The sequence below is a fragment of the Planotetraspora kaengkrachanensis genome, assembly GCF_016862895.1.
Lineage (GTDB): Bacteria > Actinomycetota > Actinomycetes > Streptosporangiales > Streptosporangiaceae > Planotetraspora > Planotetraspora kaengkrachanensis.
This window is the reverse complement of sequence record NZ_BONV01000024.1, coordinates 182,331-205,276: the sequence shown is the minus strand read 5'-3', so window position 1 is coordinate 205,276 and position 22,946 is coordinate 182,331. Positions and strand designations below refer to the sequence as shown.

Sequence of the window (22,946 nt, the reverse complement as noted above, 5' to 3'; positions counted from 1 at the left end):
GCGACACACACGTCGACGCGGGACCGTCCAGTGGGCCGTGCATCCGCAGACCGGACATAAGGCGCACGCGGAGCAGGCGTTCGCTTGTCCGTGCGGGGGCCCGGTTCGAGAACGGGGGTCCTGATCGAGCGTCACGAGCATGCAGCGTGACGGGGCCTCTCACGCAGGGTCAGGCGGGTCCATCTGCGCAAGCTTGGACGGGTCGACCACGGCCGTGATGGCGGTGATCCGGCCGTCGGTGACGGTGAACGCGAGGACCGAGAGCGGGGTACCGTCCTCGCGCCAGGAGACGACTCCGGGGAGGCCGCCCACCAGCGCTGCCCGGCCCAGGGTGGCCGCGCCGGCGGCCAGCTGCGCGCCGGCGGCGACCTTGGTGGCGCCGAGTGTGACGACCAGGCCGCCGGGGGTGTCGACGGTGAGTCTCACCTCGGGGTCGAGCACGCGCAGCAAACCTTCGAAGTCTCCACCGCGAGCCGCCGCCAGGAAGGCGGAGACCACCTCGCGCTGTTCCCGGTCTGCGCCGTTCGGCCGCTCGGTCGCCTGGACCTTCCTGCCGGCGCGGCGCGAGCACCGCGTCGTCGTCCGAGGCGGGAGTGTCGTCGAGCTGCACCCGAAGGTATGACGCCCCTCCGGCCGGCGGCGCATCTCGCCGCCCAGTGCCGACGACCGGAAAGGGACCTGCCAGAGCTCCGAGAGCTCCGGCAGGTGCCGTACCTCGATGGCTTCCAAGCCCGGCCGACACGCGCCCCAGACAAGCCGCTCAGTCGACCAGCCGGGGCACATCCGGGCACGAGACGGCCGCCAAAGGCCGCTTGGCGAGCACGTCACGGGCCTGCGTCCTGGCCAGGTTCCACCCGTTCCAGGCGTCCGGCTCGGACAGGTCGTTGGCGGACACCACGTCACGGAGGACGCAACTACGGACAGGCTCCGGCAGACGATCCAGAGTCGGTACGGCTTCCGCCCCCAGGTCGCCCAGATAGTCGTGGTCCAGCCGGTAGACGCCCCGGACGGTCAGCTGGGTCTCGGCGACCCGCACATCGGGGTTCCACACCGCGAAGGCGAGCAGGCTGATCCCGGTGACCATGACGAGGGTGCGGGGCAACCACCTCAATCCCCGGTTCAAGAGCCACACGGCCCCCGCGACCAGGACCAGGACGAACACCGCCGCGAGCCACCAGATCGTCGCCCCGACCGATGCGCGCAAGCGGGACCAGCCGTACGCGCCGGTGTACAGACCGAGGCGGTGCAGGGCGGAGGCGAGGATGATCAGCGTGAACGCGCACAGCAGGCCCAGCAGCACGGCAAGCAGCCGCTGGTCCTTGCGGGCCTTCGGCCCGAACAGGCCCACCGCGGCCACGACGATCCCGAGCACGAAGACGCTGACGGTCACGAGCTCGAAGAAGCCCGATCTGGCGTACTCGGCATAGGTCAGTCCCGCCGTGGACAACACTCTGCGGTTGCCACCGAACAGCACCGTGATCTGTACGGCCACAAAGGACGCGAACAGCACATTGAGGCCCACCAGCGGAATGACCCAGACCGCCCGGCTGACCGATATCCGCAGGTCGGGACCTTTGGACTCGGCGACCGGACGGAGAGCCACGAGCACGGCCGCCGCCGTGCCCACCGCGAACACGAAGAACAGGAAGATCCGCGCCGGCAGACCCGTCGCCCAGTCGGGAGCCTGGAGCACCTCGTTCGCGAACGCGGAGAAAACCGCGTCGGCGGAGATGAACAGCAGGCCGAAGACCAGGAGCAGCACGATCGTGATTCCGACGCTCACCAGGAGCGGAACCACTCTCCTGTGCTTGACCAGCCGCTTCATCGGCTTCTCAAGGAACCAGGGCAGCGGGAACACCGCGAGGACGACCGACAACCCTCCTCGCAACGCGCTGAGCCAGCCGGCCCCCGCACCCGATATGCCGAGTGCCGCGATGCAGAATGCCGCCGTCAACAACGGCCACACGAGCCAGTCCGCGTCACGGAACAGTGCGACCGACACCAACGCGTACGCCATGATCCCGAAAGCCACGGTCCACGGCGTGATGCGCTCGCGATTCTTGACGAGGAGCGCGGGGAACACGCCCGCTCCGAACGCGACCGCAGTGATCACCAGGCCCGACCCCGTCGCCGCGTACGGCAGGGCCAGTGCGGCGATGAGCCCGACGGCACCGGCTGCCAGCAGCAACCACCGCGGCGCGTCAGGCAACGCCGGCCGTGGAAACAGCGGTGGTGGCACGTAGTCGGGCGGAGCGTTACGGAAGCCAGGTGACGGCGGCCCGTAGCCGGGTGGCGGCGCGTTGCGGACACCACCCGGTGACGGCGGCCCGTCGCCAGGCCGCACGTCACGTACGCCGGCAGGCGGACCGTATCCAGGCGGCGGTGGCCCGTGGTGGACCCCCCCGTAATGGGGCGGCCCATAGTGAGGCGGCGGATAGGGCGCGCCCCCATATGGATGCGGCCCGTACGCGTTCGGCACCGGATGCGGACCCTGCGCCGCCGCGGCCAGATCGGCCGACCCGTCGCCCGCCGGAGCGGGTCCCCTCTCGCCGACTGGCGTGGGTTCTCTCCGCTCGAGGCCCTTCGCATCGGCATCCCCGTGCTCGCCATCTCGCGCAGTGGCATCTCGCGCAGTGGCAACTCCGCGCTTGCGGCCTCCTGCCTCGGTGTCACCACGATCGGCACCCGCCGCCTTGGGATCCGCCGACGCAACGCTGCGCTGTGCGGACGCCTGCTCGGTTCCTTCCGATCCGGCGTTCGTCGGCTCAGCACGGGTCGGCTCAGCACGGGTCGGCTCAGCACAGGTCGCAGCCACCCGCTCGGCGCCGTCCGGGCCGGCGTCCCTGGGCTCAGCGTCACCGGCTCGGCGCGTGGCGGCGGTCCCCGTTCCGTCCCCGGTGCCGCCGTCCGGCCCTGATAGACCCTCAGGCCCGGATCCGCGCTCCGACCCGGCTTCGCGCTCCGGCCCGGGTCCGCGCTCCGGTGCGGATCCGCCCGCGGCGCCGATCGAGGCCGCATCGGAGCCGGCCGCGTTCGTCCCCTGTTCCGGAGTGCTCTCCGCAGCCGACACCGCGCCCTTCTCTGCGTCCTGCTCTGTGTCCTTCTCTGCGTCCTTCACCCCGCTCGTCGATGCCCCCGGCGTCCCATCCCTCATGTCTCCCCTTGCCCTTCCCGCGCGCCCGGCGGTGCCGGCCGCGTCCCGTCCCGCCGTCCCCGTCACGGCGGCCGGCTGAAACTCCTCTGTGAGCGCCCGTACCGTCAGCCCCGTCTGCGCGGCGGCCGCGACCGTGCGGCCGCCGCCGCGTGCTTGTGCCGGCCCCACTGTCGGCGCAAGTGTCGGCGCGATTCCCTGACGAGGTCCCTGACCGGGTCCCGTCGATCCCTTCGCCCTGTCCACCGCGCCCGCCTCCGGCACGCCCGAGTGCACGATCGAGGGCACGCCGACGAACCTCCCGGGAAGCGCGACGACCATGCGGCAGCCGCGGCCTCCGCCCTGCGCCTCAGGAACCCGCTCCGCCGACGAAACACGCGCGGACTCCACGTCGGGCTCGGTGGCGCGGATCGAGCCCCCATGAAGCTCGACGATCTCCCTGGTTATCGCGAGGCCCAGGCCCGCGCCTCCCGCGTCCGCCGCACGCCCGGCGTCGAGCCGGGAGAACCGCTCGAAGATCCGCGTGCGCTCCGTGTCCGGGATGCCCGGTCCCTGATCGATGACGCTGATCTCCAGATCGGTCCCGGACGACCGCGCTTCGAGCCGTACCGTCTCGCCAGGAGGACTGTGCCGTACGGCGTTGTCGAGCAGGTTCGCCAGAACCTGGGCGAGCAGCGCGGGGTCGGCGAGGACGGCCGTCCCGTGCGGCACGTCGCTGTCGACCCTCACTCCCTCCCGCGCCAAGGCGGCCTCGTTCGCGGCCTGCCGGCAGAGCGACGCGAGGTCGAGCACCTCGGCCTCAATCGGACGGGCTCCGGAGTCGAGCCGGGACAGATCGAGCAACTGGGCGACCAGGCGCCCGAGACGCTGGGTCTGGGCGAGCGCCGTGCCGAGGGTGTCGATGTCGGGTTCTGACACGCCGTCGACGACGTTCTCCAGCACGGCCTGCAGTCCGGTGATCGGTGTCCGCAACTCGTGGCTGACGTTGGCCACCAGCTCGCGTCGCTGCCGGTCCACCTCGCCGAGGTCGGCGGCCATCGCGTTGAACGCCCTGGCGAGCTCACCCACCTCGTCCCTGGACGTCGCCGACACCCGCATGCCGTACCGGCCCTTGGCGACCGTCTGCGCGGCGGCGGCCATCTCGCGCAGGGGCTTGGTCATCCCCATCGCCAGCAGTTGCACCATGATCAGCGCGAGCACGGCGGCGATCGCGATGCGCACCTCGCGCGACAGCCCGGCGTTGATCCCGACCTCGTTGACCACGAAGGCCGTCACCACGGCGAGCACGATCACGATGCCGAGCTTCACCTTGATCCGGCCGAGGAAATCGAGTGGCCGCATGCCCCAACCTCCAGTTCAGCGGGCGATCACGGGCGCACGAGGGCGTAGCCCACGCCATGGACGGTACGGACGACGTCGGGGCCGAGCTTCCTGCGCAGCGCCCGGACGTGGCTGTCCACGGTCCGCGTCGCGGCCCCCTCGGCGAACCCCCAGATGTCGGACAGCAGGCGTTCCCGCTCGAAGACCTGTCCCGGACGCTCGGCGAGCCGCCTGAGCAGGTCGAACTCGGTCCTGGTCAGCTGCGCCTCCACGCCCCTGACGAAGACCCGCCGTTCGGCCGTGTCGATCTCCACCTCGCCCACCCGGATCACGGCGTCCTCATGGGCGAGCTGGCTGGCCCGCTCGACCCTGCGCAGCAGGGCGTCGATCCTGGCCACCAGTTCCCGCATGCTGAACGGCTTGGTCATGTAGTCGTCCGCGCCGACGCCCAGCCCGACGAGCACGTCGGTCTCCTCGCCGAGAGCGGTGAGCATGAGGACCGGCACCGGGCGCGCCGCCTGCATCCGGCGGCACACCTCCAGCCCGTTCAGACCGGGCAGCAGCCGGTCGAGGACGACGACGTCGGGCTCCGCCTGGGCGTAGGCCGCGAGCGCCTCCTCGCCGTCACCCGCGACGCGCACGTCGAAGCCCTCCGCGACCAGCCGGATCTGTACGGCTCTCGCGATCGTCTCGTCGTCCTCGACCACGAGGACGCGCCGCTGTTGGGGGGTGGCCATGGCGACAGCGTAGGCCGACGCTGTGCACGGACTCCCTAGTGAATTGTGAAGATCCTGTGCAATCACCCCCACCCACCCCCGACAAAACGGATGGTTTCAGGCGCTAGTTACGGGTAGTCCGAATATGACCTGAAGGGGGCAGGATGGACCGCCAGACCACACCTGAGCTGATGCACGAAAACGATGTCATCGACCTGCTGATCCACCAGCACGGGCTCATCAGGAATCTGTTCGACGAGGTCGCCAGGACCCAGGGGAAGGAACGCCAGGAGGCGTTCAGCCGTCTCGTCCGGCTGCTGGCCGTACACGAGACCGCGGAGGAGGAGATCGTTCATCCGTATGCGCGCCGGAAGCTGATCGGCGGAGACACGATCGTGGACAACCGCCTCCAGGAGGAGGAAGAGGCGAAGGAGATGCTCAGCCGCCTCGACGACATGGACGTGACGAAGCCGGAGTTCTCCCAGGAGCTGGAACGGCTTCGCGCCGCCGTCTTCGCACACGCCGCCGCCGAGGAACGCTACGAGTTCTCCGAGCTGAAGGCAGCGACCACGGAGGCCGAGCGCCGGGCGATGGCGGTGGGCGTCAAGGCGGCCGAGGCCGTCGCACCCACACACCCGCATCCCGGCACCGAGTCGGCGATGAAGAACCTGATGCTCGGCGGGCCTGTAGCGATCATGGATCGTGCGCGCGACGTGATCCGCAAGGCGATGGGAAAGCCCGAGTCCGGCCAGAGCTGACCAGTACGGCCGGAGAGCCGGCGGACCCCGCGGCCGTCCCGAGCGGAGGCGGCGGGAACCGGACGTCACGCCTGTGGAGGGGGCGGTCGCACACCGCGCAGGCGAGGACGGGTGTGAGCGCGGCGCCGCAGGGCCTGTGGGTGATCACGAGCCCGGAGCCCGGTGGCGCCGTGAACTCTTCCTGTGCCCAGTGGACCAGAACCGCGCAGACCTCGAAGAAGGCCAGTCCCTTCTCGGTGAGCCGGTAGTCACCGGCGGCCTGGCGCAGGACGCCCCGTTCCACGAAGCGGCGGAGCCGGTCGGTCAGCACCGACGGCGCCACCCCGAGTTCGGCCTGGAACGCCACGAAGCGCCGTGTGCCGAGGAGCGCCGCCGCAAGGACCATCGTGCTCCAGCGGTCGCCGAGGATCTCCATCGAGTCGGGGCGGTAGCCGAGCGCGTCGAGGTCGTCATCCGGACGTGCCGTCCTGCGTCGCCGGCGCGGCAGCCCGATGCCGGCGAAGGTCGCGTGCGGCCCGCGCACCGTCTCGGTGTCCCTGGCGCTCATCGGCGTGCCACACGTCCCGCACGCGAGGTACGGCCCGGCCTCCCCGCCGCACGACTCGTGGATCAGCGTGGGGCAGTCCCGCCCGGCCCATTCGCGTTCCCAGGAGTGGATCGCGACGATCAGCGGCCACACGCCCGACCCCCGAGCGGTGAGTCGGTACTCGTGCCGGGTTCTGCCGTCCCGGTGCGGGACCGGTGTCAGCATGCCCGCGCCGACCAGGTCCTTCAGCCGGGAGGCGAGGACCGATTCGGAGATCGGCAGCGTGTCGCGCCAGCCCGCGAAGGTCCTCACCTCGCGTACCAGGGCCCGCTGGAGAATCAGGAGCACCCACCGGTCGCCCAGGATCGCGAGAGCCTGCCCGATCGCGCTCAGCCGGCGATTCGGGTCCACTTCCATGATCCTGGATCCTCTTTCCAGCCGGCGGTTTCCGGCCGACTCCGCGTTCGTTCCCGTTCGTCCCCGCGTTCGTCTTCGCGTTCGTCTTCGCGTTCATCGGCCTTGAGCACAGCCTGCCCCAGAGCGGGCGTCGGCGCGCAGGACGGCCGCCGGACCACCAGGCCCTGACGAGGACGGGGCGGGGCCGGGGGCTGGAACTAGGACGCGATGCCGGACGTTCTTGTTGCGACGCATTCCGGCAGCGAGGCTGCTGGACGCTCCGACAATGAAAGGCCCACGATGTCGCCACTCGGCAAGTACTACGTTGGCGCGGCGATCGTGTCCGTGCTCGCCCTGTTTGTGCTTCCGCTGCCGTCGATCCTGGCCTGGCTGATCACGCTCGTCGCGCTGGGCGCGCCGGTCGCGGCCTACTTCATGCTCGACGAATCGCAGCGCGCCCGGCTGCGGAGGGCCCGCCGCCGCGGCATCGGCAGCTGACGGGACGAGTGACGGCGCTACACCGCCGTCACCCGGGCATCACAAAAACGCGCCCGCGGTCTTGCGACCGCGGGCGGACAGTCGTGCGTCAGGCAGTGGCCGCGATCGACCGGCGGACGCGCTCGGTGACGCTGCGCTCCAGGATGAACGACAGGAACGGGATCGTCCCCGCGAGCAGCACGAGCAGCAGGTAGCCGATGGGCCACCGGACCTTGAGCCCGAGGTTGAGTGCGCCCACCAGGTAGACCATGTACAGGAAGCCGTGGATCGGGCCGACCACGGCCACCATCGCGTCGTCGTCGAAGCCGTATTTGACGACCATGCCGACACAGAGCACGAGCAGCATCACGCCGACGACGTACGCCATGACGCGGTAGAACTTGAGCGCGGATTCCACGTCGATCATTACCTCTGCTGGGAAACGGTCCTCACACGATATCCGTGCCCCGGGCCGCTCCGTCCGGCGGCGTCACCCGGAGGGCGGCTACGAGCCTTCGGCGACCGGGGCGGCGGACCTCCGGCCCTCCGCCCGCCCATCTCGTACGGCGTCCCGTACGAAGTGGAACCACATGAAGACGGCGAACACCGCGAAGATCCACCACTGGGCCGCGTAGGCCAGGTTCCGCCACGAGAAGCCGATCCCCTCGGTCGGGGGCGGGACCGCCACCGCGCTGACGCCGGCGGGCGGTGCCGGGGCGGTCGCGACGACGAACCCGTCCCGGAGATGGGCGTCCGACCAGACGTTGACGAGTTCGGCGGTCGAGACCGTCGCCACCTGCCCGTCAGGGAGCGGACCGCCGCGCTCCACCGCGTCCGTCTGCTCGGAGGGACGCAGCCGGCCCGTCACCGTCACGGCGCCCGACGGCACCGCCGCCGCGGGATCGCCCGCCGACGGCACCCAGCCGCGGATGATCGGGATGGTGGTGCCGTCCGTCAGCCGCAGCGGGGTCAGCAGCCAGAATCCGGCGCCGCTCGCGGCCCGGCCGCCGACGGCGTCCACGTCGGGATGACGATCGGCGACGAGGAGCTGGCCGTTGGTGTCGAACGTCCCCGTGGCCGTCACCCGGCGGTTCGCGACCTCCCCGGTGACGTGCCTGCCCACGGAGGCGAGCTCCGCGACCGCCACCGGCGCGGGGTCGGGGGCGAGCTTGGGCTCGCCCGACGCCTCGAAGACCCCGAGTTGCCATCGCCCCAGCAGGGTGAAGGAGATCAGCACCCCGATCACCAGCAGGTGCAGGGCCACCAGCCGGGGGGCGAACAGGGTACGGAGCATGACTCACACGCTATCCGCCGACACGGCCGGCCTCGCACATGGAGGCCCTCCCGCTGCTGCGGGCCGGGCTCGCCGCCTGCCTGTTGAGGTCCTTTCGCGTCCCCCGCCGGGCTCGCCGCCTGCCTGTTGAGGTCCTTTCGCATCTCCCCCGGGCTCGTCGCACACGGGCATGAAGTTCCACTGGACTCGCCGACCATCCGCTTCGGCCGCATGCGACCGCAAATCCGACAATTCCGCACCCCGGGCGTCCCAAGTGTCGCTAGAGTTTCCGCCATGTCAGAACCTCAGATGGACCCGGCCGGGAACACGCAGGCTTTCCGGGCCTTCGCGAACAAGCAGGACTCCGAGGCAGTGCAGAACGAGCCCTCGCGCCTGCCGATGTGGATCGCCGTAGGCGTGGCGGTCGTCGTCGTACTCGCCGTGGTGATCTACTTCGTCAGCTGACATCCCCTTACTCGCCGCCGACGACCGCGCCCGTCGGCGGCTTGTTCACGTTTGGCCAGATCTGGACCCGCCGAGCCTCGGTGATTACCTTGGACGGTGAGTTCGATCAACTGGACTCGACCGCCGCCCGTCGCCGGGGAGAGACCACATGCCGAATCCGGCCATCACGATCATCGGCTCGGGATTCGCGGGCCTGTGCATGGCGATCAAACTCAAAGAGGCCGGCTGGCACGACTTCGTGATCCTGGAGAAGGCGGACGACCTCGGCGGGACCTGGCGCGAGAACACCTACCCAGGGTGCGCCTGCGACGTCCCCTCGCCGCTCTACTCCTTCTCCTTCGAGCTCAATCCCGGCTGGTCCCGGCTGTTCTCCCCTCGTGAGGAGATCTGGGACTACCTCAGGGCGTGCGTCGACAGGTACGGCCTGGCCCCCCACCTGCGTTTCGGCAAGGCCGTCAGCACGCTGGAGTTCGACGACGACCGGCGGACGTGGCGGGTTTCCACGGCCGACGGCGAGTCCTTCGAGACCAACGCCGTCGTGTCGGGCATCGGCGCCCTGCACATTCCGAAGCTCCCCGAGATCGCAGGCCGTGAGCGGTTCGCCGGTCCGGCCTTCCACTCGAGCGAATGGGACCACTCCGTCGATCTGACCGGCAAGCGGGTCGCGGTCATCGGCACGGGGGCCTCGGCGATCCAGTTCGTCCCGGTCGTCGCGGAGCAGGCCGCCCGCCTCCACGTGTTCCAGCGCACTCCCCCATGGGTCCAGCCCAAGCCCGACCTCGTCGTCTCCGACCGCATGCGGCGGGCGCTGCGCGTCCCGGGAGCGGCGAGAGCCGTACGGAACTCGATCTACTGGCTACTCGAGACCCGTGCCCTGGGGTTCACTGTCGATCCCGCGCTGATGAGGGTCCAGCAGCGGGTGGCCGAGCGGCATCTGGAGCGCCAGGTGGCCGATCCGGTGCTGCGCGCCAAGCTGACCCCCGACTACACGATCGGCTGCAAGCGCATCCTGCTGTCCAGTGACTACTATCCCGCCCTGACCAGGGATGACGTGGAGCTCGTCACGGACGGCATCAAGGAGATCAGGGAGCGGTCGATCGTCGACGCCGCGGGCGTCGAGCGCGAGGTGGACGTGATCGTCTACGGCACCGGGTTCAAGGTGGTGGACGCCCTCAACGACCAGCGGATCGTCGGCAGGAACGGCCTGAAGATCCAGGACGCCTGGCGGAACGGCGTGGAGGCCTACCTCGGCGTCAGCACGGCCGGCTTCCCCAACCTGTTCTTCCTCCTGGGGCCCAACACCGGGCTCGGCCACACGTCGGTCGTGTTCATGATCGAGGCGCAGGTCCGGTACGTCATGGACTGCCTGCGCCTGCTCTCCCGGACCGGGGCGCGGGCCCTGGACGTCCGGGAGGAGGCGCAGCGCGCCTACAACGAACGGCTCCAGCAGCGGCTCGACCGCCTCGTCTGGCACAAGGGCGGCTGCACGAGCTGGTACCTGGACGAGCACGGCAGGAACCGGGCGACCTGGCCGGGCTTCACCTTCGAGTACTGGGCGAGGACCAGGAAGGTGAAGCCCGAGGCCTACGAGCTCATCGCCCCTTCCCCGGCGAAGAGCTGACCACCAGCGCGCTGCCTCCGCCGCGCCTCGCCGGCTCGGCGACCGCCTGGATCTTGCCCCGGCCGAGGAACTCCAGTCCGGTCGCCGCACCGATCTCCCCCACCGGCGGACCGGGGACCAGGGAGAACGTGTGGCCGAGCGGCGTGAGCTGCGGGCCGTACCGGTCGATGAAGGCCTGCTCGGCCTGCGTGGTCGGCGTGTTGCGCTGGGAGGCCCTCGGCGCGGCGATCGCCTGCGGCAGGGTCATCCCGAAGTCGAATCGGTTGACGAGGATCTGCAGAACCGTCGTGATGATCGTCGCGCCGCCGGGTGAGCCGACGGCCAGCAGCGGCCTGCCGTCCTTCAGTACGATCGTGGGGGCCATCGACGAACGGGGCCGCTTGCCGGGCGCGGGGAGGTTCGGGTCACCGGGCGCGGGGCCGAAGGTGAAGTCGGTCATCTCGTTGTTCAGCAGGATGCCGCGGCCCGGCACCACGATCCCGGCGCCGCCGGTCTGCTCGATCGTGATGTTGTAGGCGGCCACGTTCCCCCAGCGGTCGGTCGTGACGAGGTGCGTCGTCTCCGGCCCCTCGGCCTTGTCCGGAGCGGCGGCCGGACCGGTGGGCGTCGAGCCGGAGCACCGGGAGTAGGAGCCGTCGGGCGAGCCGGGCAGGGCGGGGTTCGGCAGGGCCGTCGCGCCGATGAGGCACGCCCGCTCCTTGGCGAAGCCGTTGGACAGCAGGCCGTCGAGCGGCACGTCCACGTACGCCGGGTCGCCCACGTAGGCGTTGCGGTCGGCGAAGGACAGGCGGGAGGCCTCCAGGTACTCGTGCAGCCCCACGCGGTGCCCGATGCTCGGGACCGCCTCGAGGATGTTGAGCGCCTCCGCGACCGTCGAACCGCCGGAGGAGGGGGGCGCCATGCCGTACACGTCGAGACCCCGGTAGGAGATCTTCGTCGGCGGCCGTTCGAGCGCGCGGTACGCCTTGAGGTCGGACAGCTCCATCAGGCCCTGCCGGACGACGCGCGTCGAACCCGGAGTGACGGGCGGCTTCTTGACCGTCGCGACGATCTCCGCGCCGAGGTCCCCGCCGTACACCCAGGAGGGGCCGCGCGTGGCCAGCTCGGTGTAGGTCCTGGCGAGGTCGGGGTTGCGGAAGACGGACCCGACCGGCGGCGGCTGTCCACCGGGCAGGTAGAGGGCGGCCGTGGACGTGAAGTCGGCGAACCGCGCCGCGTTCTGCGCCGTCTGGTCGTAGAACGTCTGGTCCACGACGAAGCCGTTCTTGGCGGTGTCGATCGCCGGGCGCAGCGCCTCGCCGAGGGACAGCGTGCCGAACCGGCGCAGCGCGAGATCCCACTGCGCGACGCTTCCTGGCACGCCGACGGAAAGGCCGCTGGTCACGGCGTCGGCGAAGGGGATGCCTTCGAAGACCGTCGAGGTCATCGCCTTGGGCGCGGTCTCCCTGCCGTCGATGGTGGTGACGCGCCTGCTCCGCGCGTCGTAGTAGACGATGAAGCCGCCGCCCGCGAGCCCGGCCGAGTACGGCTCGGTCACTCCGAGCGTCGCGGCCCCCGCGACGGCCGCGTCCATGGCGTTGCCGCCCCGCCTGAGCACGCCGAGCGCCGCCTTGCTGGCGTCCAGGTCAACGGTCGACACGGCTCCGCCGTATCCCTCCGCGACCGGCTTCTTGACGTCCTGCCATGAGGTGGTCGTCTTCGGGGGACGGTGCCCCCCTTCGGCCTGGGCGGGCGGCGCCACCAGGCCGACCAGCACGGCCAGCCCCAGCGACGCGACGACTGCGCTCCTCATGTGCGACCTCCACGACGTGGGCGATCACTCCAGCATGACTGACGACGTCAGATACCGGAGGAAAATGTCCGCATCCGGACGTGGGCCCGTGACTACTCCTCCCGTCGTACGAGGGGGTGCCGCATCGGGAGGATGTGCTGGTCAACCGGATGGCCTAGCGTGCGTGATGTGCGTTCAGAGTCCCCGTGGCCCCGAAGGGCCGACCTCGTCCTGGCCGCCGTCGTCGGCGTGATCCAGGTCGCGGGGACGATGGGCGCCCAGCACTGGCAGGTCTCGATGACCGACCTGGGCCGCGTGCCGCTGGACTGGCGGGGATACCTGCTGCTGCTCGCCGGGCCCCTGGTGATCGCCGTCCGCCGCCGCGTCCCCGTCGCCGCCCTGGTGACCGCGCTCGCCGCGACCTGCGTCTACCTCCTTTTCGACTTCTCCTACGGTCCGGTCTTCCTCAGCCCGGTCATCGCCCTGTTCACCGCGGTGACGTCCGGCCGGCGGCGGGCCGCCTGGCTGGGGGCGGCCGCCTTCTTCCTCTTCATTGTGGTGTACGCCGGCTGGCTCATCCCGAACCCCCGCGGCTGGTTCCACAACACCGCCTTCGCCGCGTTCCTGCTGCTCACGATGACCAGCTCGGAGTTCGTCCGGATCCGGCGCGAGCGCCTCGCCGAGCGTGAACGCGTGGCGCGGGAGGAGTCGAGGCGCCAGGCCAGCGAGGAGCGGCTGACCATGGCCCAGGAGCTCCACGACGTGCTCGCGCACAACATCTCGCTGATCCACGTGCAGGCGGCGACCGCCCTGCACCTGCTCGACGACCATCCCGAGCAGGCCCGCACCGCGCTCACCACGATCAAGCAGGCGTCCAAGGACGTCCTCACCGAGATGCGGGGCGTGCTGAGCCTGCTACGGGAGGGTGCGCCCCGATCGCCCACCGCCGGGATGGACCGGGTGAACGAACTGGTGGAGCGCAGCGGCCTGCCGGTCGGCGTCGAGGTCACCGGGGCGGTCAGGCGGCTTCCCGCGGGAACGGACCGGGCCGGCTACCGGATCGTCCAGGAGTCGTTGACCAACGTCGCCCGCCACGCCCCCGGAGCCGGCGTGACCATCCGCCTGTCGTACGGCCCCCGCGCCTTCGGCATCGTCGTCGAGGACGACGGGGCTGGGGCCGCTCCGGCCATCTCCGGCCTCGGCAGCGGGAACGGCATTCCCGGCATGCGCGAACGGGCCGCGGCGCTCGGCGGATCGCTGACCGCAGGACCGCTGCCCGGAGCAGGTTTCCGTGTGGAGGCCGTTCTTCCCCTGCCCGACGACTCGCCCATGGAGTCCACGTGATCAAAGTGCTGCTGGCGGACGACCAGGCCCTCGTGCGGGCCGGCTTCCGTGCCCTGCTGAACGCGCAGGACGGCATGACCGTCGTCGGCGAGGCCCCCGACGGCGAGCAGGCCGTCCGGCTGGCCCGTGAGTTGCGGCCCGACGTCGTGCTGATGGACATCCGCATGCCGGGCATGGACGGCCTCGCCGCGACGCGCCACATCGGCGAGGACGCCGACCTCGACGGCACGAGGATCATCATGCTGACCACGTTCGAGCTGGACGAGTACGTCTTCGAAGCCCTTCGAGGAGGGGCGAGCGGATTCCTGGTCAAGGACACCGAGCCCGCCGAGTTGATCCAGGCCGTCCGGGTGGTGGCGTCGGGCGACGCGCTGCTGTCCCCGGGCGTCACCCGCAGGCTCATCGCGGAGTACGCCACCAGGGCGAAGGATCCCGGCGTCGGCGGCAACCTCGGCGTGCTCACGGACCGGGAGCGGGAGGTCCTGTCGCTGGTCGGCACCGGCATGACCAACGACGAGGTCGCCGCCGCGCTGTACATGTCCCCCGCCACGGCCAAGACCCACGTCTCCCGGGCGATGACGAAGCTCCACGCCAGGGACAGGGCCCAACTGGTCGTCATCGCCTACGAATCCGGCCTGGTCAAGCCCGGCTGGCTCTGACGCACGGGCCCCGGGTGAGCGAAGTGTTACTGGTCGCCCCCGGACCGCCACGTTACGTTGCGGAAAAAGCCCTGGTTCGAGGAGGACCGCGTGAAGTCCATCGCCCGATTCTGTGGCAACTGCAGTTGTGGCTGCCCTGAGCTTTTCGTAGATCTCTCGGCGCCGGCCGAGCGGCAGGTCGTGATCACCGACGACTTCGGGCAGCGGGTCGAGATGAGCCTCGACCAGTTCGGCTCGATCGTGGAGGCCGCGAAATCAGGGACTCTCGACGATCTGGCCCTCGTTCACTGAGCGACGTCCACGCCCCGCGCCTGCCGGAGACGCGTCCACCGGACGCGCGGGGCCGTTGACAAAGGACTTCGCAATTACGCTCCGTAGTTGCAACATCACGTGCCACCCTGACTCCCATGACATTACTGGGAGCCATGAAGGCGACGGTCCCGTGGCCTGACGTCCCGGTCCCGCGCAGCCCGGAGCCCGCGGATCCCTTCGAGGCGAAGCTGCTCTCGACCGCCCGAGCGGGTGACCCGGACGCGGCGCACCGCCTCGGCCGCCTGTACGCCGAGCGCGGCGACCGGTCCGCCGCCCGGTACTGGTGGGAGCGGTCCGCCCGGACGGGCAACGTCGACAGCACGTTCAACCTGGGCCTGTGGCACCAGCGGCACGGCACGACCGAGGAGGCTCTGGCCTGGTTCGAGCTGGCCGCGGCCACCGGTGACGCCGAGGCCGCGATCTACCTGGCCACCCTGCTCCTGGAGCGCCGCGGCGACGTCGCGGGCGCCCGGACCTGGTTCGAGCGGGCCGCGGCTGACGGCTCGTGTGTGGCGGCCCGCCGGCTGGCGCTGCTCTGCGAGGACATGGGAGACACCCTCGGCTCGCGCGACTGGCACCGCAGGGCGGCGATGGAGGGCGAGCTGGAGTCGGCCTACGACCTGGGCTTCCTCGGTTACTCGGGGGGCGACGAGGGCGAGGCGCGCCACTGGTGGGAGTACGCGGGACGGGCGGGTCACGCCGACGCGGCCTATCACCTCGGCCTGCTCCTCCACGCGGCGCGTGATCCCGAGGCCGCCGAGTCGCTCTATCGGCTCGCCGCCTGGCAGGACCACCCCCGGGCGGCCTTCGCCCTCGGCGGGCTCGCGCTGGCCAAGCACGATCTCCGTACGGCACGGGCCTGGTTCGAACGGGCGGCGCACGCCGGTCGCGTCGACGGCCAGCGCATGGCGGGGTTCGTGTGCGTCGAACTCGACGACCGTCCTGCCGCCGCTCACTGGTTCGCACAGGCCGCCGCCGCGGGCGACGCGGAGGCCGCTTACGACTACGCGCTCCTGCTCATCGCCGAGCACGACGACCTGGACGGCGGACGGCACTGGCTGGCGCAGGCCGCGGCGGCCGGCCATCACAGGGCCGCGGCGGAGCTGCGGACCCTTCAGGCCATGACCGGCGGGCCGGAACAGCCGGAGGACGTGCCGCACGACGCGCCTTCGTGCTGGGCCCACCCGACGGAGCCAGAACTGGCCGCGCGGGCCGAGCTCGCCGTGGCCGCCGGCCGCCGCAGGGGCGACGCGGTGGCCGACGCCGCGGATCTGGTCGAGATCCTCGGCACGTGGGATCTGATCACGCGCGGCCTGGGCGACGGGCACGATCCGGTCCGGTGGTTGACCGAGACGAGCGGCCTGCACGCCCCCGCCGTCGAGCATCTCTGCTCAGTGCGGGCGACCCTGCTGAATCCGGGCACGGCTCCGTGGCCGGCCCCGGCCGAGGTCGAGCACGTCCTGGTGACGGCGCGCGACCTGCGCAGGCGCCTCGGCCTGCACTAGGGCCTGCACTAGGCCTGCCTTACCCGGCCGTGTGGCCTGAGCGGCTCCGGCCGCTCAGGCCCTTCATCGCTAGGGCTCAGGCGGCGAGGACGTCGGCCACCGGAGTGAACGCGGCACCGTGCGCGACGGCCACCGGCTCGTTCGTGAGCACACCCGCGTGGGTGTTCAGCCCGAGCTGGAGTGAGACGTCGGCGCGCAGCGCCTCCCGCCAGCCCTTGTCCGCCAGCTTGACGGCGTAGGGCAGCGTCGCGTTGGTCAGCGCGAAGGTGGAGGTGTTGGCCACCGAGCCCGGCATGTTGGCCACGCAGTAGAAGATCGAGTTGTGCACCGTGAAGGTGGGCTCGGCGTGTGTGGTCGGCCGTGAGTCCTCGAAGCAGCCGCCCTGGTCGATCGCGATGTCGACGAGCACGGAACCCGGCTTCATGCGCGAGACCAGCTCGTTGGAGACCAGCGTCGGGGCCTTGGCGCCCGGGATGAGGACCGCGCCGATGACGAGGTCGGCCGCGAGCACGGCCTGCTCGAGGGCGTACGCGGTCGACACGAGCGTCTTCAGCCGGCCCTGGTAGATCGCGTCGATGAAGCGCAGCCGGTCGATGTTGACGTCGAGGATCGTCACGTCGGCGCCCATGCCGACGGCGATCTGCGCCGCGTTGAGCCCGGAGACGCCGCCGCCGATGACGACGACCTTGGCCGGGGAGACGCCGGGGACCCCGCCCGGCAGGACGCCGCGGCCGCCGTTGAAACGCATCAGGTTGTACGCGCCGACCTGGGGCGCCAACCGACCGGCGACCTCCGACATCGGGGCGAGGAGGGGCAGGGTGTTGCCCACCTGCACGGTCTCGTAGGCGATCGCGGTGGTCCCGGCCGACAGCAGCGCGTCGGTGCAGGGCCGCGAGGCGGCCAGGTGGAGGTAGGTGAACAGCACGAGGTCCGAACGGAGCCTGCCGTACTCCTCGGCGATGGGCTCCTTGACCTTGAGCACCATCTCGGACTCGCCCCAGACCGCGTCGGCCGTGTCGAGGATCTTGGCACCGACCGCGAGGTACTCCTCGTCCGTGATGTGCGATCCCAGACCCGCACCACGCTGGACGTGGACGTCGTGTCCGTGACGGACGAGTTCGTGCACGCCCGCCGGAGTGGCGGCGACGCGGTACTCGTGGTTCTTGACCTCGGCAGGAACGCCGATCTTCATGGGATGAATCCTTTCAGGCGTACTCGGTACGGCCAGGCGGCGCCGGGCCGTACCGAGTTTTTCGGTCAGATACGGGCCCAGGCCTCGGTGAGGACGGACCGGAGGATCGACTCGATCTCGTCGAACTCCTTGGGGCCGCAGATGAGCGGCGGAGCGAGCTGCACCACGGGGTCGCCGCGGTCGTCGGCCCGGCAGTACAGGCCCGCCTCGAACAGGGCCTTGGACAGGAATCCGCGCAGCAGCCGCTCGCACTCCTCGTCGTCGAAGGTCTGCTTGGTCGACTTGTCCTTGACGAGCTCGATTCCGTAGAAGTAGCCCGAGCCCCGGACGTCGCCGACGATCGGCAGGTCGAGGAGCTTCTCGAGGGTGGCGCGGAAGACCGGCTCGTTGGTCGTGACGTGGCCGAGCAGGTCCTCACGCTCGAAGATGTCGAGGTTGGCGAGTGCCACGGCCGCGGACACCGGGTGGCCGCCGAACGTGTAGCCGTGGGCGAACATCTCGTCGCCGTGCTTGAACGGCTCGAACAGCCGCTCGGAGGCGATCATGGCGCCGATGGGGGCGTATCCGCTGGTCAGGCCCTTGGCGCAGGTGATGATGTCGGGCACGTAGTCGAACTTCTGGCCGCCGAACATCGTGCCGAGGCGGCCGAAGGCGCAGATGACCTCGTCCGAGACGAGCAGCACGTCGTTCTCGTCGCAGATCTCGCGCAGCCGCTGGAAGTATCCGGGGGGCGGGGGGAAACAGCCGCCGGCGTTCTGCACCGGCTCGACGAAGACGGCGGCGACGGTGTCCGCGCCCTCCATCTCGATGGCCTTGCCGACCTGGTCGGCGGCCCAGCGGCCGAACGCCTCGGGGTCCTTGTCGAAGCCGGGGAAGCCGGAGATCTCGTCGGCTCGGTAGAGGTTGGTGTTGGGGACCTTCAGGGCGCCGGGGACCAGCGGTTCGAAGACCTGCTTGAGGCTGGGGATGCCGGTGAGGGAGAGAGCGCCGTGGGGGGTTCCGTGGTAGGCGATCGAACGGCTGATCACCTTGGTCTTGAGGGGCTTGCCCTGGGTCTTGAAGTACTGCTTGGCGAGCTTCCAGGCCGACTCGACGGCCTCGCCTCCGCCGGTCGTGAAGAAGACCCGGTTCAGGTCGCCTGGGGTGAGCTCCGCGATTCTGGCCGCCAACTCGGCGGCCTTGGGATGGACGTACGACCAGAGTGGGAAGAAGGCCAGCTCCTTCGCCTGTTTGGCGGCCGCCTCCGCGATCTCGTCGCGGCCGTGGCCGACCTGGACGACGAACAGGCCGGCGAGCCCGTCCAGGTAGCGCTTGCCGTGGATGTCGTAGACGTAGGCGCCCTCGCCCTTCACGATCATCGGCGGTTCCGCGCCGTCATGCCGGGTGAAATGCATCCACAGGTTGTCTTGTGCGGCTTTGAGAACGTCCGGGCGCGTCATCGCAACCTTCCCTCAGGCGATAGGTGCTGTGCACAGTGTGCATGTCGTAATCCGATTTTGCCAAGTGATTACGTGGTTGCAGTATCCAAGAAGTTCGGAATCCGCGATATCGACATGTAACCACAACGAAATCCGTGAGCCTTGATTCTCCGATCCAGCCGCCTGCGCGGCGGCCCCCGACCTGCGGATGTGGTGCAATGGGCAGACCCAACGGCCCAGCAGGCCCTAAATCACTACATTCTGGAGAAATCGCCGTGACACCTGCGGAGATCGAAGGAGCCGTCGAGGCGGGAATGCCGCAGGCGATCGAGGACCTCACGAAGCTCGTGTCGATCCCGTCCGTCGCGTTCCCCGGTCATCCGGAGGCGCCGGTCCACGAGGCCGCGGCGGCCGTCGCGGACCTGCTGCGTTCGGTGGGCCTCCCGCACGTCGAACTGATCCCCGTCGAGGGCAGCTTCCCCGCCGTCTACGCCACGGCCCCCGCACCGCCCGGCGCCCCGACCGTGCTGCTGTACGCCCACTACGACGTGCAGCCCTCCGGCGACGTCGCCCTGTGGCGTACCCCGCCGTTCGAGCCGACCGTGATCGGCGACGCGATGTACGGCAGGGGCGCCGCCGACGACAAGGGCGGCCTGATCGCCCACATCGCGGCGTTGCGCGTCTTCCAGGGCGACTTCCCCGTCGGCCTGAAGGTCATCGTCGAGGGTCAGGAGGAGTACGCCGGCGAACGACTCGAGTCGCTCGTGGAGGCCCGTCCAGAACTGGTGCACGCCGACGCCATGGTCATCGGCGATGTCGGCAACCCGAAGGTGGGCGACCCGGCGCTGACGACCATGCTGCGCGGCATGGCCGCGTTCACGGTCGAGGTGCGGTCACTCGGCGACGCCGTACACAGTGGGTCGTTCGGCGGCGCGGCCCCGGACGCCCTGTCCGCGCTGATGCGCATGCTGACCGCCATGCACGACGACAACGGCGACGTCCGGGTGCCCGGCCTGGAGCGGGGCGTCTTCCCCGGCGAGAGCTCCTCGGAGAAGGAGTTCCGGGCGACGGCGGGCGTTCTCGACGGCGTCTCGCTTGTCGGCTCCGGATCGATCGCCGACCGGGTCTGGGCGTCGTACGCCATCACTGTGACGGGGCTCGACGTGCCCAGCGTGTCCGGCGCGATCAACGCGGTCCAGGCTGTGGCGCGGGCCCGCGTCACGATCCGCATCCCTCCGTCGGGCGACGCCGCGACGGCGCTGAAGACCGTGTCCGCCTTCCTCGCGGAGAACGCGCCCTGGGGCGTCCAGGTGTCGTTCGACGACACGGTCACCGGCTCCGGCTTCCGCGCGTCCGAGGGCGGTCCGGCGCGGGCGGCGATCGAGAAGGCGATGGAGCACGCCTTCGGCCGCGCGCCGCGCGAGGTCGGCCAGGGCGGGTCGATCCCGCTGGTCGCGAAGCTGGCCACCCTGCACCCGCAGGCGGAGATCCTGCTCTACGGGGTCGAGGACGAGGACGCCTCCATCCACGCCCCGAACGAGCGAGTGATCCTCGGCGAACTCCGCCGCATCATCACCGCCGAAGCCCTCTTCCTGTCCACCTACACCCACCCCTGACCTCAACCTTTGGGGTGAACAGAACCCCAGGGCGAACAGAACCCCGGGGGTGAACAGAACCCCGGGGGTGAGCAGAACCTTGGGGTGAGCAGAACCTTGGGGTGATCATGCACCCCCTCGGCCGGAGGGCGTCCCACCTGCGACGCCCCCGGCCGTGATCATGCACAGGTACGGGAACAACGGCACCGCACCTGCGGCAACACCGCCCGTGATCATGCACGGATTCGAGAACCCATGCCCTCACCAGCGCGAACAACTTTCGTGATCATGCGCAGCTTCTCCGAGACTGGCCCCGACCAGGCGATTCGCTCTCCGCGATCATGCATCCTTCGCGCTTGCCACGCGATCGACTCGTGCATGATCACGATGGACGTACGGGCAGGTCAGGGGCTAACTCTCCGAGGTTGTGCATGATCACGGTTGGCGAAGCCGCAGCTCAATAGCCCCCGTACCGAATCCGTGCATGATCACGGCAAGGGTCGTTTGTGCGCTAGCTGGACGAGATGCTCGGAAACTAACGTGGGTCGCGATACGTCGTGATAAGTGCCTGCACTCCCGTCTCCCCATGGAGGACGCGTGTACCCCCCAGCACAGAAGCGCCGCCGCGGCCCCGCTTCCTTCATCATCGCGATCATCGTGGCCGGCGCTCTCATCGTCGGCCTGCGGGTCCTCTTCAGCGGCACGGACGCCGGAGGCTCGGCGAGTTCGGGAGGCTCATCGGGTTCGGAGGGCTCGAGCACCGGACGGACGGCCTGCGGCGGAGACGGCGTCACGCTGAACGTCGTGGCCTCGAGCGAGAAGGCGGCGGTCCTGAGCACGATCGCCGACGCGTACAACGCCCGCGAGGCCGGCGGGCGCTGCGCCGAGGTGGTCGTGACCTCCAAGGCGTCCGGCGACGCGATGCAGGCGCTCGCACGCGGCTGGGACACCCGCAGGGACGGCCTGAAGCCGGACGTGTGGACCCCCGCGAGCGCGGGCTGGGTCAGCCTGCTCCAGCAGCGGGTCGCGGGCACCGACCGCCCCAGCCCGGTACCGGCGGACAACCCCACCATCGCGACGTCGCCCCTGGTCATCGCCATGCCCGAGCCGATGGCCGACGCGCTGGGATGGCCGTCGAAGAAGATCGGCTGGACACAGATCCTCGATCTGGCCAACGACCCGAAGGGCTGGGCGAAGTACGGGCATCCGGAATGGGGTCCCTTCCGCCTCGGCAAGACGAACCCGAACTACTCGACGTCCGGGCTGAACGCCACGATCGGCGCCTACTTCGCCGCCACGGGGCTGTCGGGAGACCTGACGAAGCAGGATGTCGCGAACGCGAAGACACGGAAGTTCATCAGCGGCATGGAACGGTCGATCGTCCACTACGGCGACATCTCCCTCACCTTCCTGTCGAATCTTCAGCGCGCGGACGACTCCGGCACGGCGATGTCGTACATCTCGGCCGTGACCATCGAGGAGAAGTCGGTCTGGGACTACAACCAGGGCAACCCGTCGGGTGACCCGAAGACCCTGGGGCAGCACGCCAAGCCGAAGATCCCGCTCGTGGCCATCTATCCCTCCGAGGGCACGCTCTTGTCCGACCATCCGTACGCCGAACTGGCCGGGCTCGACCCGGCCAAAAAGGCGACGGCGGACGACTTCCTCACGTACCTGCGGTCCGAGGGCGGGCGTGAGTTCGCGAAATACGCCTTCCGGTCGTTCGACGGGAAGGCGGGCGACCTGATCACCGCGGAGAACGGGCTCGACCCCGCGCAGCCCGCCACCACGCTGAGCGTCCCGGCTCCCGCGGTGCTCGACGAGATCCTCAAGAGCTGGGGCGAACTGCGCAAGCCGGCCAACGTCCTGATGGTCGTCGACACGTCCGGCTCCATGGGCGCGGACGTCCCCGACACCGGTAAGAGCAAGCTCGACCTGGCCAAGCAGGCCGCGATCAACGCGCTTTCGCAGTTCGGGCCCAACGACAAGGTCGGCCTGTGGACGTTCTCCCTCAACCAGGACGGCGCCAAGGACTACCGCGAACTGGTCCCGTTGAAGAAGATCGCCGAAAACGAGCTGACGGACCGCATCGGCGACCTGATCCCCAACGGCGGCACGGGCCTGCACGACACCGCCCTTGCGTCCTACCAGAACGTGATGAGCCGGCGGAGCGACGACACGATCAACGCGGTCGTCCTGCTCACCGACGGCAAGAACGAGGACAACAACTCGATCTCCCTCGACGACCTCCTCCCCGACCTGGACACGGAGGCAGGACAGGACACCGTCCGCCTGTTCACGATCGCGTACGGCGCGGACGCCGACCTGGACGTCCTCAAGCGGATTTCGCAGACCACCGACGCCGCCGCCTACGACTCACGTGAACCGGGAAGCATCGATCGGGTGTTCACGGCCGTGATCTCCAACTTCTGAGCCCGGGAGCCCCC

General features: G+C 70.1%; 19 protein-coding genes. 10 read left to right on the top strand and 9 right to left on the bottom strand.

Going from position 1 to position 22,946, the window contains the following annotated elements:
- Positions 1–159 precede the first annotated feature (159 nt).
- Genes Pka01_RS24165 through Pka01_RS24155 form a run of 3 tightly spaced genes read right to left on the bottom strand, consistent with a single transcriptional unit; the run spans position 160 to position 5,208 of the window.
- Complete coding sequence (locus Pka01_RS24165) at positions 160–729, bottom strand: sigma-70 family RNA polymerase sigma factor family protein (protein ID WP_203885128.1); 570 nt, start codon at positions 727–729, stop codon at positions 160–162.
- A gap of 31 nt (positions 730–760) precedes the next feature.
- Complete coding sequence (locus Pka01_RS24160) at positions 761–4,492, bottom strand: DUF4153 domain-containing protein (RefSeq protein WP_203885127.1); 3,732 nt, start codon at positions 4,490–4,492, stop codon at positions 761–763.
- Positions 4,493–4,518: 26 nt separating this feature from the next.
- The gene (locus tag Pka01_RS24155) at positions 4,519–5,208 is read right to left on the bottom strand and encodes a response regulator transcription factor (RefSeq protein ID WP_203885126.1); all 690 of its coding nucleotides are present in this window, start codon (positions 5,206–5,208) and stop codon (positions 4,519–4,521) included.
- A 143-nt stretch (positions 5,209–5,351) separates the two neighbouring features.
- Here Pka01_RS24155 and Pka01_RS24150 point away from each other — a divergent pair, with 143 nt between their 5' ends.
- Positions 5,352–5,945, top strand: a complete 594-nt coding sequence (locus Pka01_RS24150; protein ID WP_239115254.1) for a hemerythrin domain-containing protein — start codon at positions 5,352–5,354, stop codon at positions 5,943–5,945.
- Here Pka01_RS24150 and Pka01_RS24145 read toward each other — a convergent pair.
- Positions 5,881–6,888 (bottom strand): winged helix-turn-helix transcriptional regulator, encoded by a 1,008-nt coding sequence (locus Pka01_RS24145; RefSeq protein ID WP_203885125.1) that lies wholly within the window; start codon positions 6,886–6,888, stop codon positions 5,881–5,883. The two genes, Pka01_RS24150 and Pka01_RS24145, sit on opposite strands and share 65 nt — an antisense overlap.
- A gap of 207 nt (positions 6,889–7,095) precedes the next feature.
- Between Pka01_RS24145 and Pka01_RS24140 the strand changes: the two genes are divergently transcribed.
- Positions 7,096–7,365 carry a tail-anchor membrane protein gene (locus Pka01_RS24140; protein ID WP_239115253.1) on the top strand — a complete coding sequence of 90 codons (270 nt, stop codon included), beginning with the start codon at positions 7,096–7,098 and terminating at the stop codon, positions 7,363–7,365.
- Between the two features lie 88 nt (positions 7,366–7,453).
- Here Pka01_RS24140 and Pka01_RS24135 read toward each other — a convergent pair whose 3' ends face one another.
- Positions 7,454–7,771, bottom strand: coding sequence for a DUF3817 domain-containing protein (locus Pka01_RS24135; protein ID WP_239115252.1), 318 nt, complete (start codon positions 7,769–7,771; stop codon positions 7,454–7,456).
- A gap of 78 nt (positions 7,772–7,849) precedes the next feature.
- The gene (locus tag Pka01_RS24130; protein WP_203885124.1) at positions 7,850–8,638 is read right to left on the bottom strand and encodes an SURF1 family protein; all 789 of its coding nucleotides are present in this window, start codon (positions 8,636–8,638) and stop codon (positions 7,850–7,852) included.
- Positions 8,639–8,911: 273 nt separating this feature from the next.
- On the opposite strand from Pka01_RS24130, the gene Pka01_RS24125 reads away from it, so the two are divergent.
- Both Pka01_RS24125 and Pka01_RS24120 read left to right on the top strand, forming a co-directional pair.
- The gene (locus Pka01_RS24125) at positions 8,912–9,082 is read left to right on the top strand and encodes a hypothetical protein (RefSeq protein WP_203885123.1); all 171 of its coding nucleotides are present in this window, start codon (positions 8,912–8,914) and stop codon (positions 9,080–9,082) included.
- Positions 9,083–9,230: 148 nt separating this feature from the next.
- The gene (locus tag Pka01_RS24120) at positions 9,231–10,703 is read left to right on the top strand and encodes a flavin-containing monooxygenase (protein ID WP_203885122.1); all 1,473 of its coding nucleotides are present in this window, start codon (positions 9,231–9,233) and stop codon (positions 10,701–10,703) included.
- On the opposite strand, the gene ggt is transcribed toward Pka01_RS24120, so the two are convergent.
- On the bottom strand, positions 10,675–12,495 hold the full coding sequence (ggt, locus tag Pka01_RS24115) for a gamma-glutamyltransferase (RefSeq protein ID WP_203885121.1): 1,821 nt from the start codon (positions 12,493–12,495) through the stop codon (positions 10,675–10,677). The genes Pka01_RS24120 and ggt overlap by 29 nt on opposite strands.
- 168 nt (positions 12,496–12,663) lie before the next feature.
- Here ggt and Pka01_RS24110 point away from each other — a divergent pair, with 168 nt between their 5' ends.
- From Pka01_RS24110 to Pka01_RS24095, 4 genes are all read left to right on the top strand, one after another.
- Positions 12,664–13,818 (top strand): histidine kinase, encoded by a 1,155-nt coding sequence (locus Pka01_RS24110; RefSeq protein ID WP_203885120.1) that lies wholly within the window; start codon positions 12,664–12,666, stop codon positions 13,816–13,818.
- A complete protein-coding gene (locus Pka01_RS24105) occupies positions 13,815–14,477 on the top strand; it encodes a response regulator transcription factor (RefSeq protein ID WP_203885119.1) in 663 nt (220 codons plus the stop codon). Before Pka01_RS24110 ends, Pka01_RS24105 begins: the two co-directional genes overlap by 4 nt.
- A 90-nt stretch (positions 14,478–14,567) precedes the next feature.
- Positions 14,568–14,768 (top strand): hypothetical protein, encoded by a 201-nt coding sequence (locus Pka01_RS24100; protein WP_203885118.1) that lies wholly within the window; start codon positions 14,568–14,570, stop codon positions 14,766–14,768.
- Positions 14,769–14,884: 116 nt separating this feature from the next.
- Positions 14,885–16,294, top strand: coding sequence for a tetratricopeptide repeat protein (locus tag Pka01_RS24095; protein WP_203885117.1), 1,410 nt, complete (start codon positions 14,885–14,887; stop codon positions 16,292–16,294).
- A 76-nt stretch (positions 16,295–16,370) separates the two neighbouring features.
- Here the strand turns inward: Pka01_RS24095 and ald are convergent, their stop codons facing one another.
- Both ald and Pka01_RS24085 read right to left on the bottom strand, forming a co-directional pair.
- Entirely contained in the window at positions 16,371–17,486 is a 1,116-nt protein-coding gene (gene ald, locus Pka01_RS24090) for an alanine dehydrogenase (RefSeq protein WP_203885116.1), read from the bottom strand.
- Positions 17,487–17,551: 65 nt separating this feature from the next.
- The gene (locus Pka01_RS24085; protein WP_203885115.1) at positions 17,552–18,925 is read right to left on the bottom strand and encodes an aspartate aminotransferase family protein; all 1,374 of its coding nucleotides are present in this window, start codon (positions 18,923–18,925) and stop codon (positions 17,552–17,554) included.
- Positions 18,926–19,179: 254 nt separating this feature from the next.
- Here Pka01_RS24085 and Pka01_RS24080 point away from each other — a divergent pair, with 254 nt between their 5' ends.
- Both Pka01_RS24080 and Pka01_RS24075 read left to right on the top strand, forming a co-directional pair.
- A complete protein-coding gene (locus Pka01_RS24080; protein WP_203885114.1) occupies positions 19,180–20,520 on the top strand; it encodes a M20/M25/M40 family metallo-hydrolase in 1,341 nt (446 codons plus the stop codon).
- Between the two features lie 576 nt (positions 20,521–21,096).
- Positions 21,097–22,932, top strand: coding sequence for a substrate-binding and VWA domain-containing protein (locus Pka01_RS24075; protein WP_203885113.1), 1,836 nt, complete (start codon positions 21,097–21,099; stop codon positions 22,930–22,932).
- The last annotated feature ends 14 nt before the right edge of the window (positions 22,933–22,946 follow it).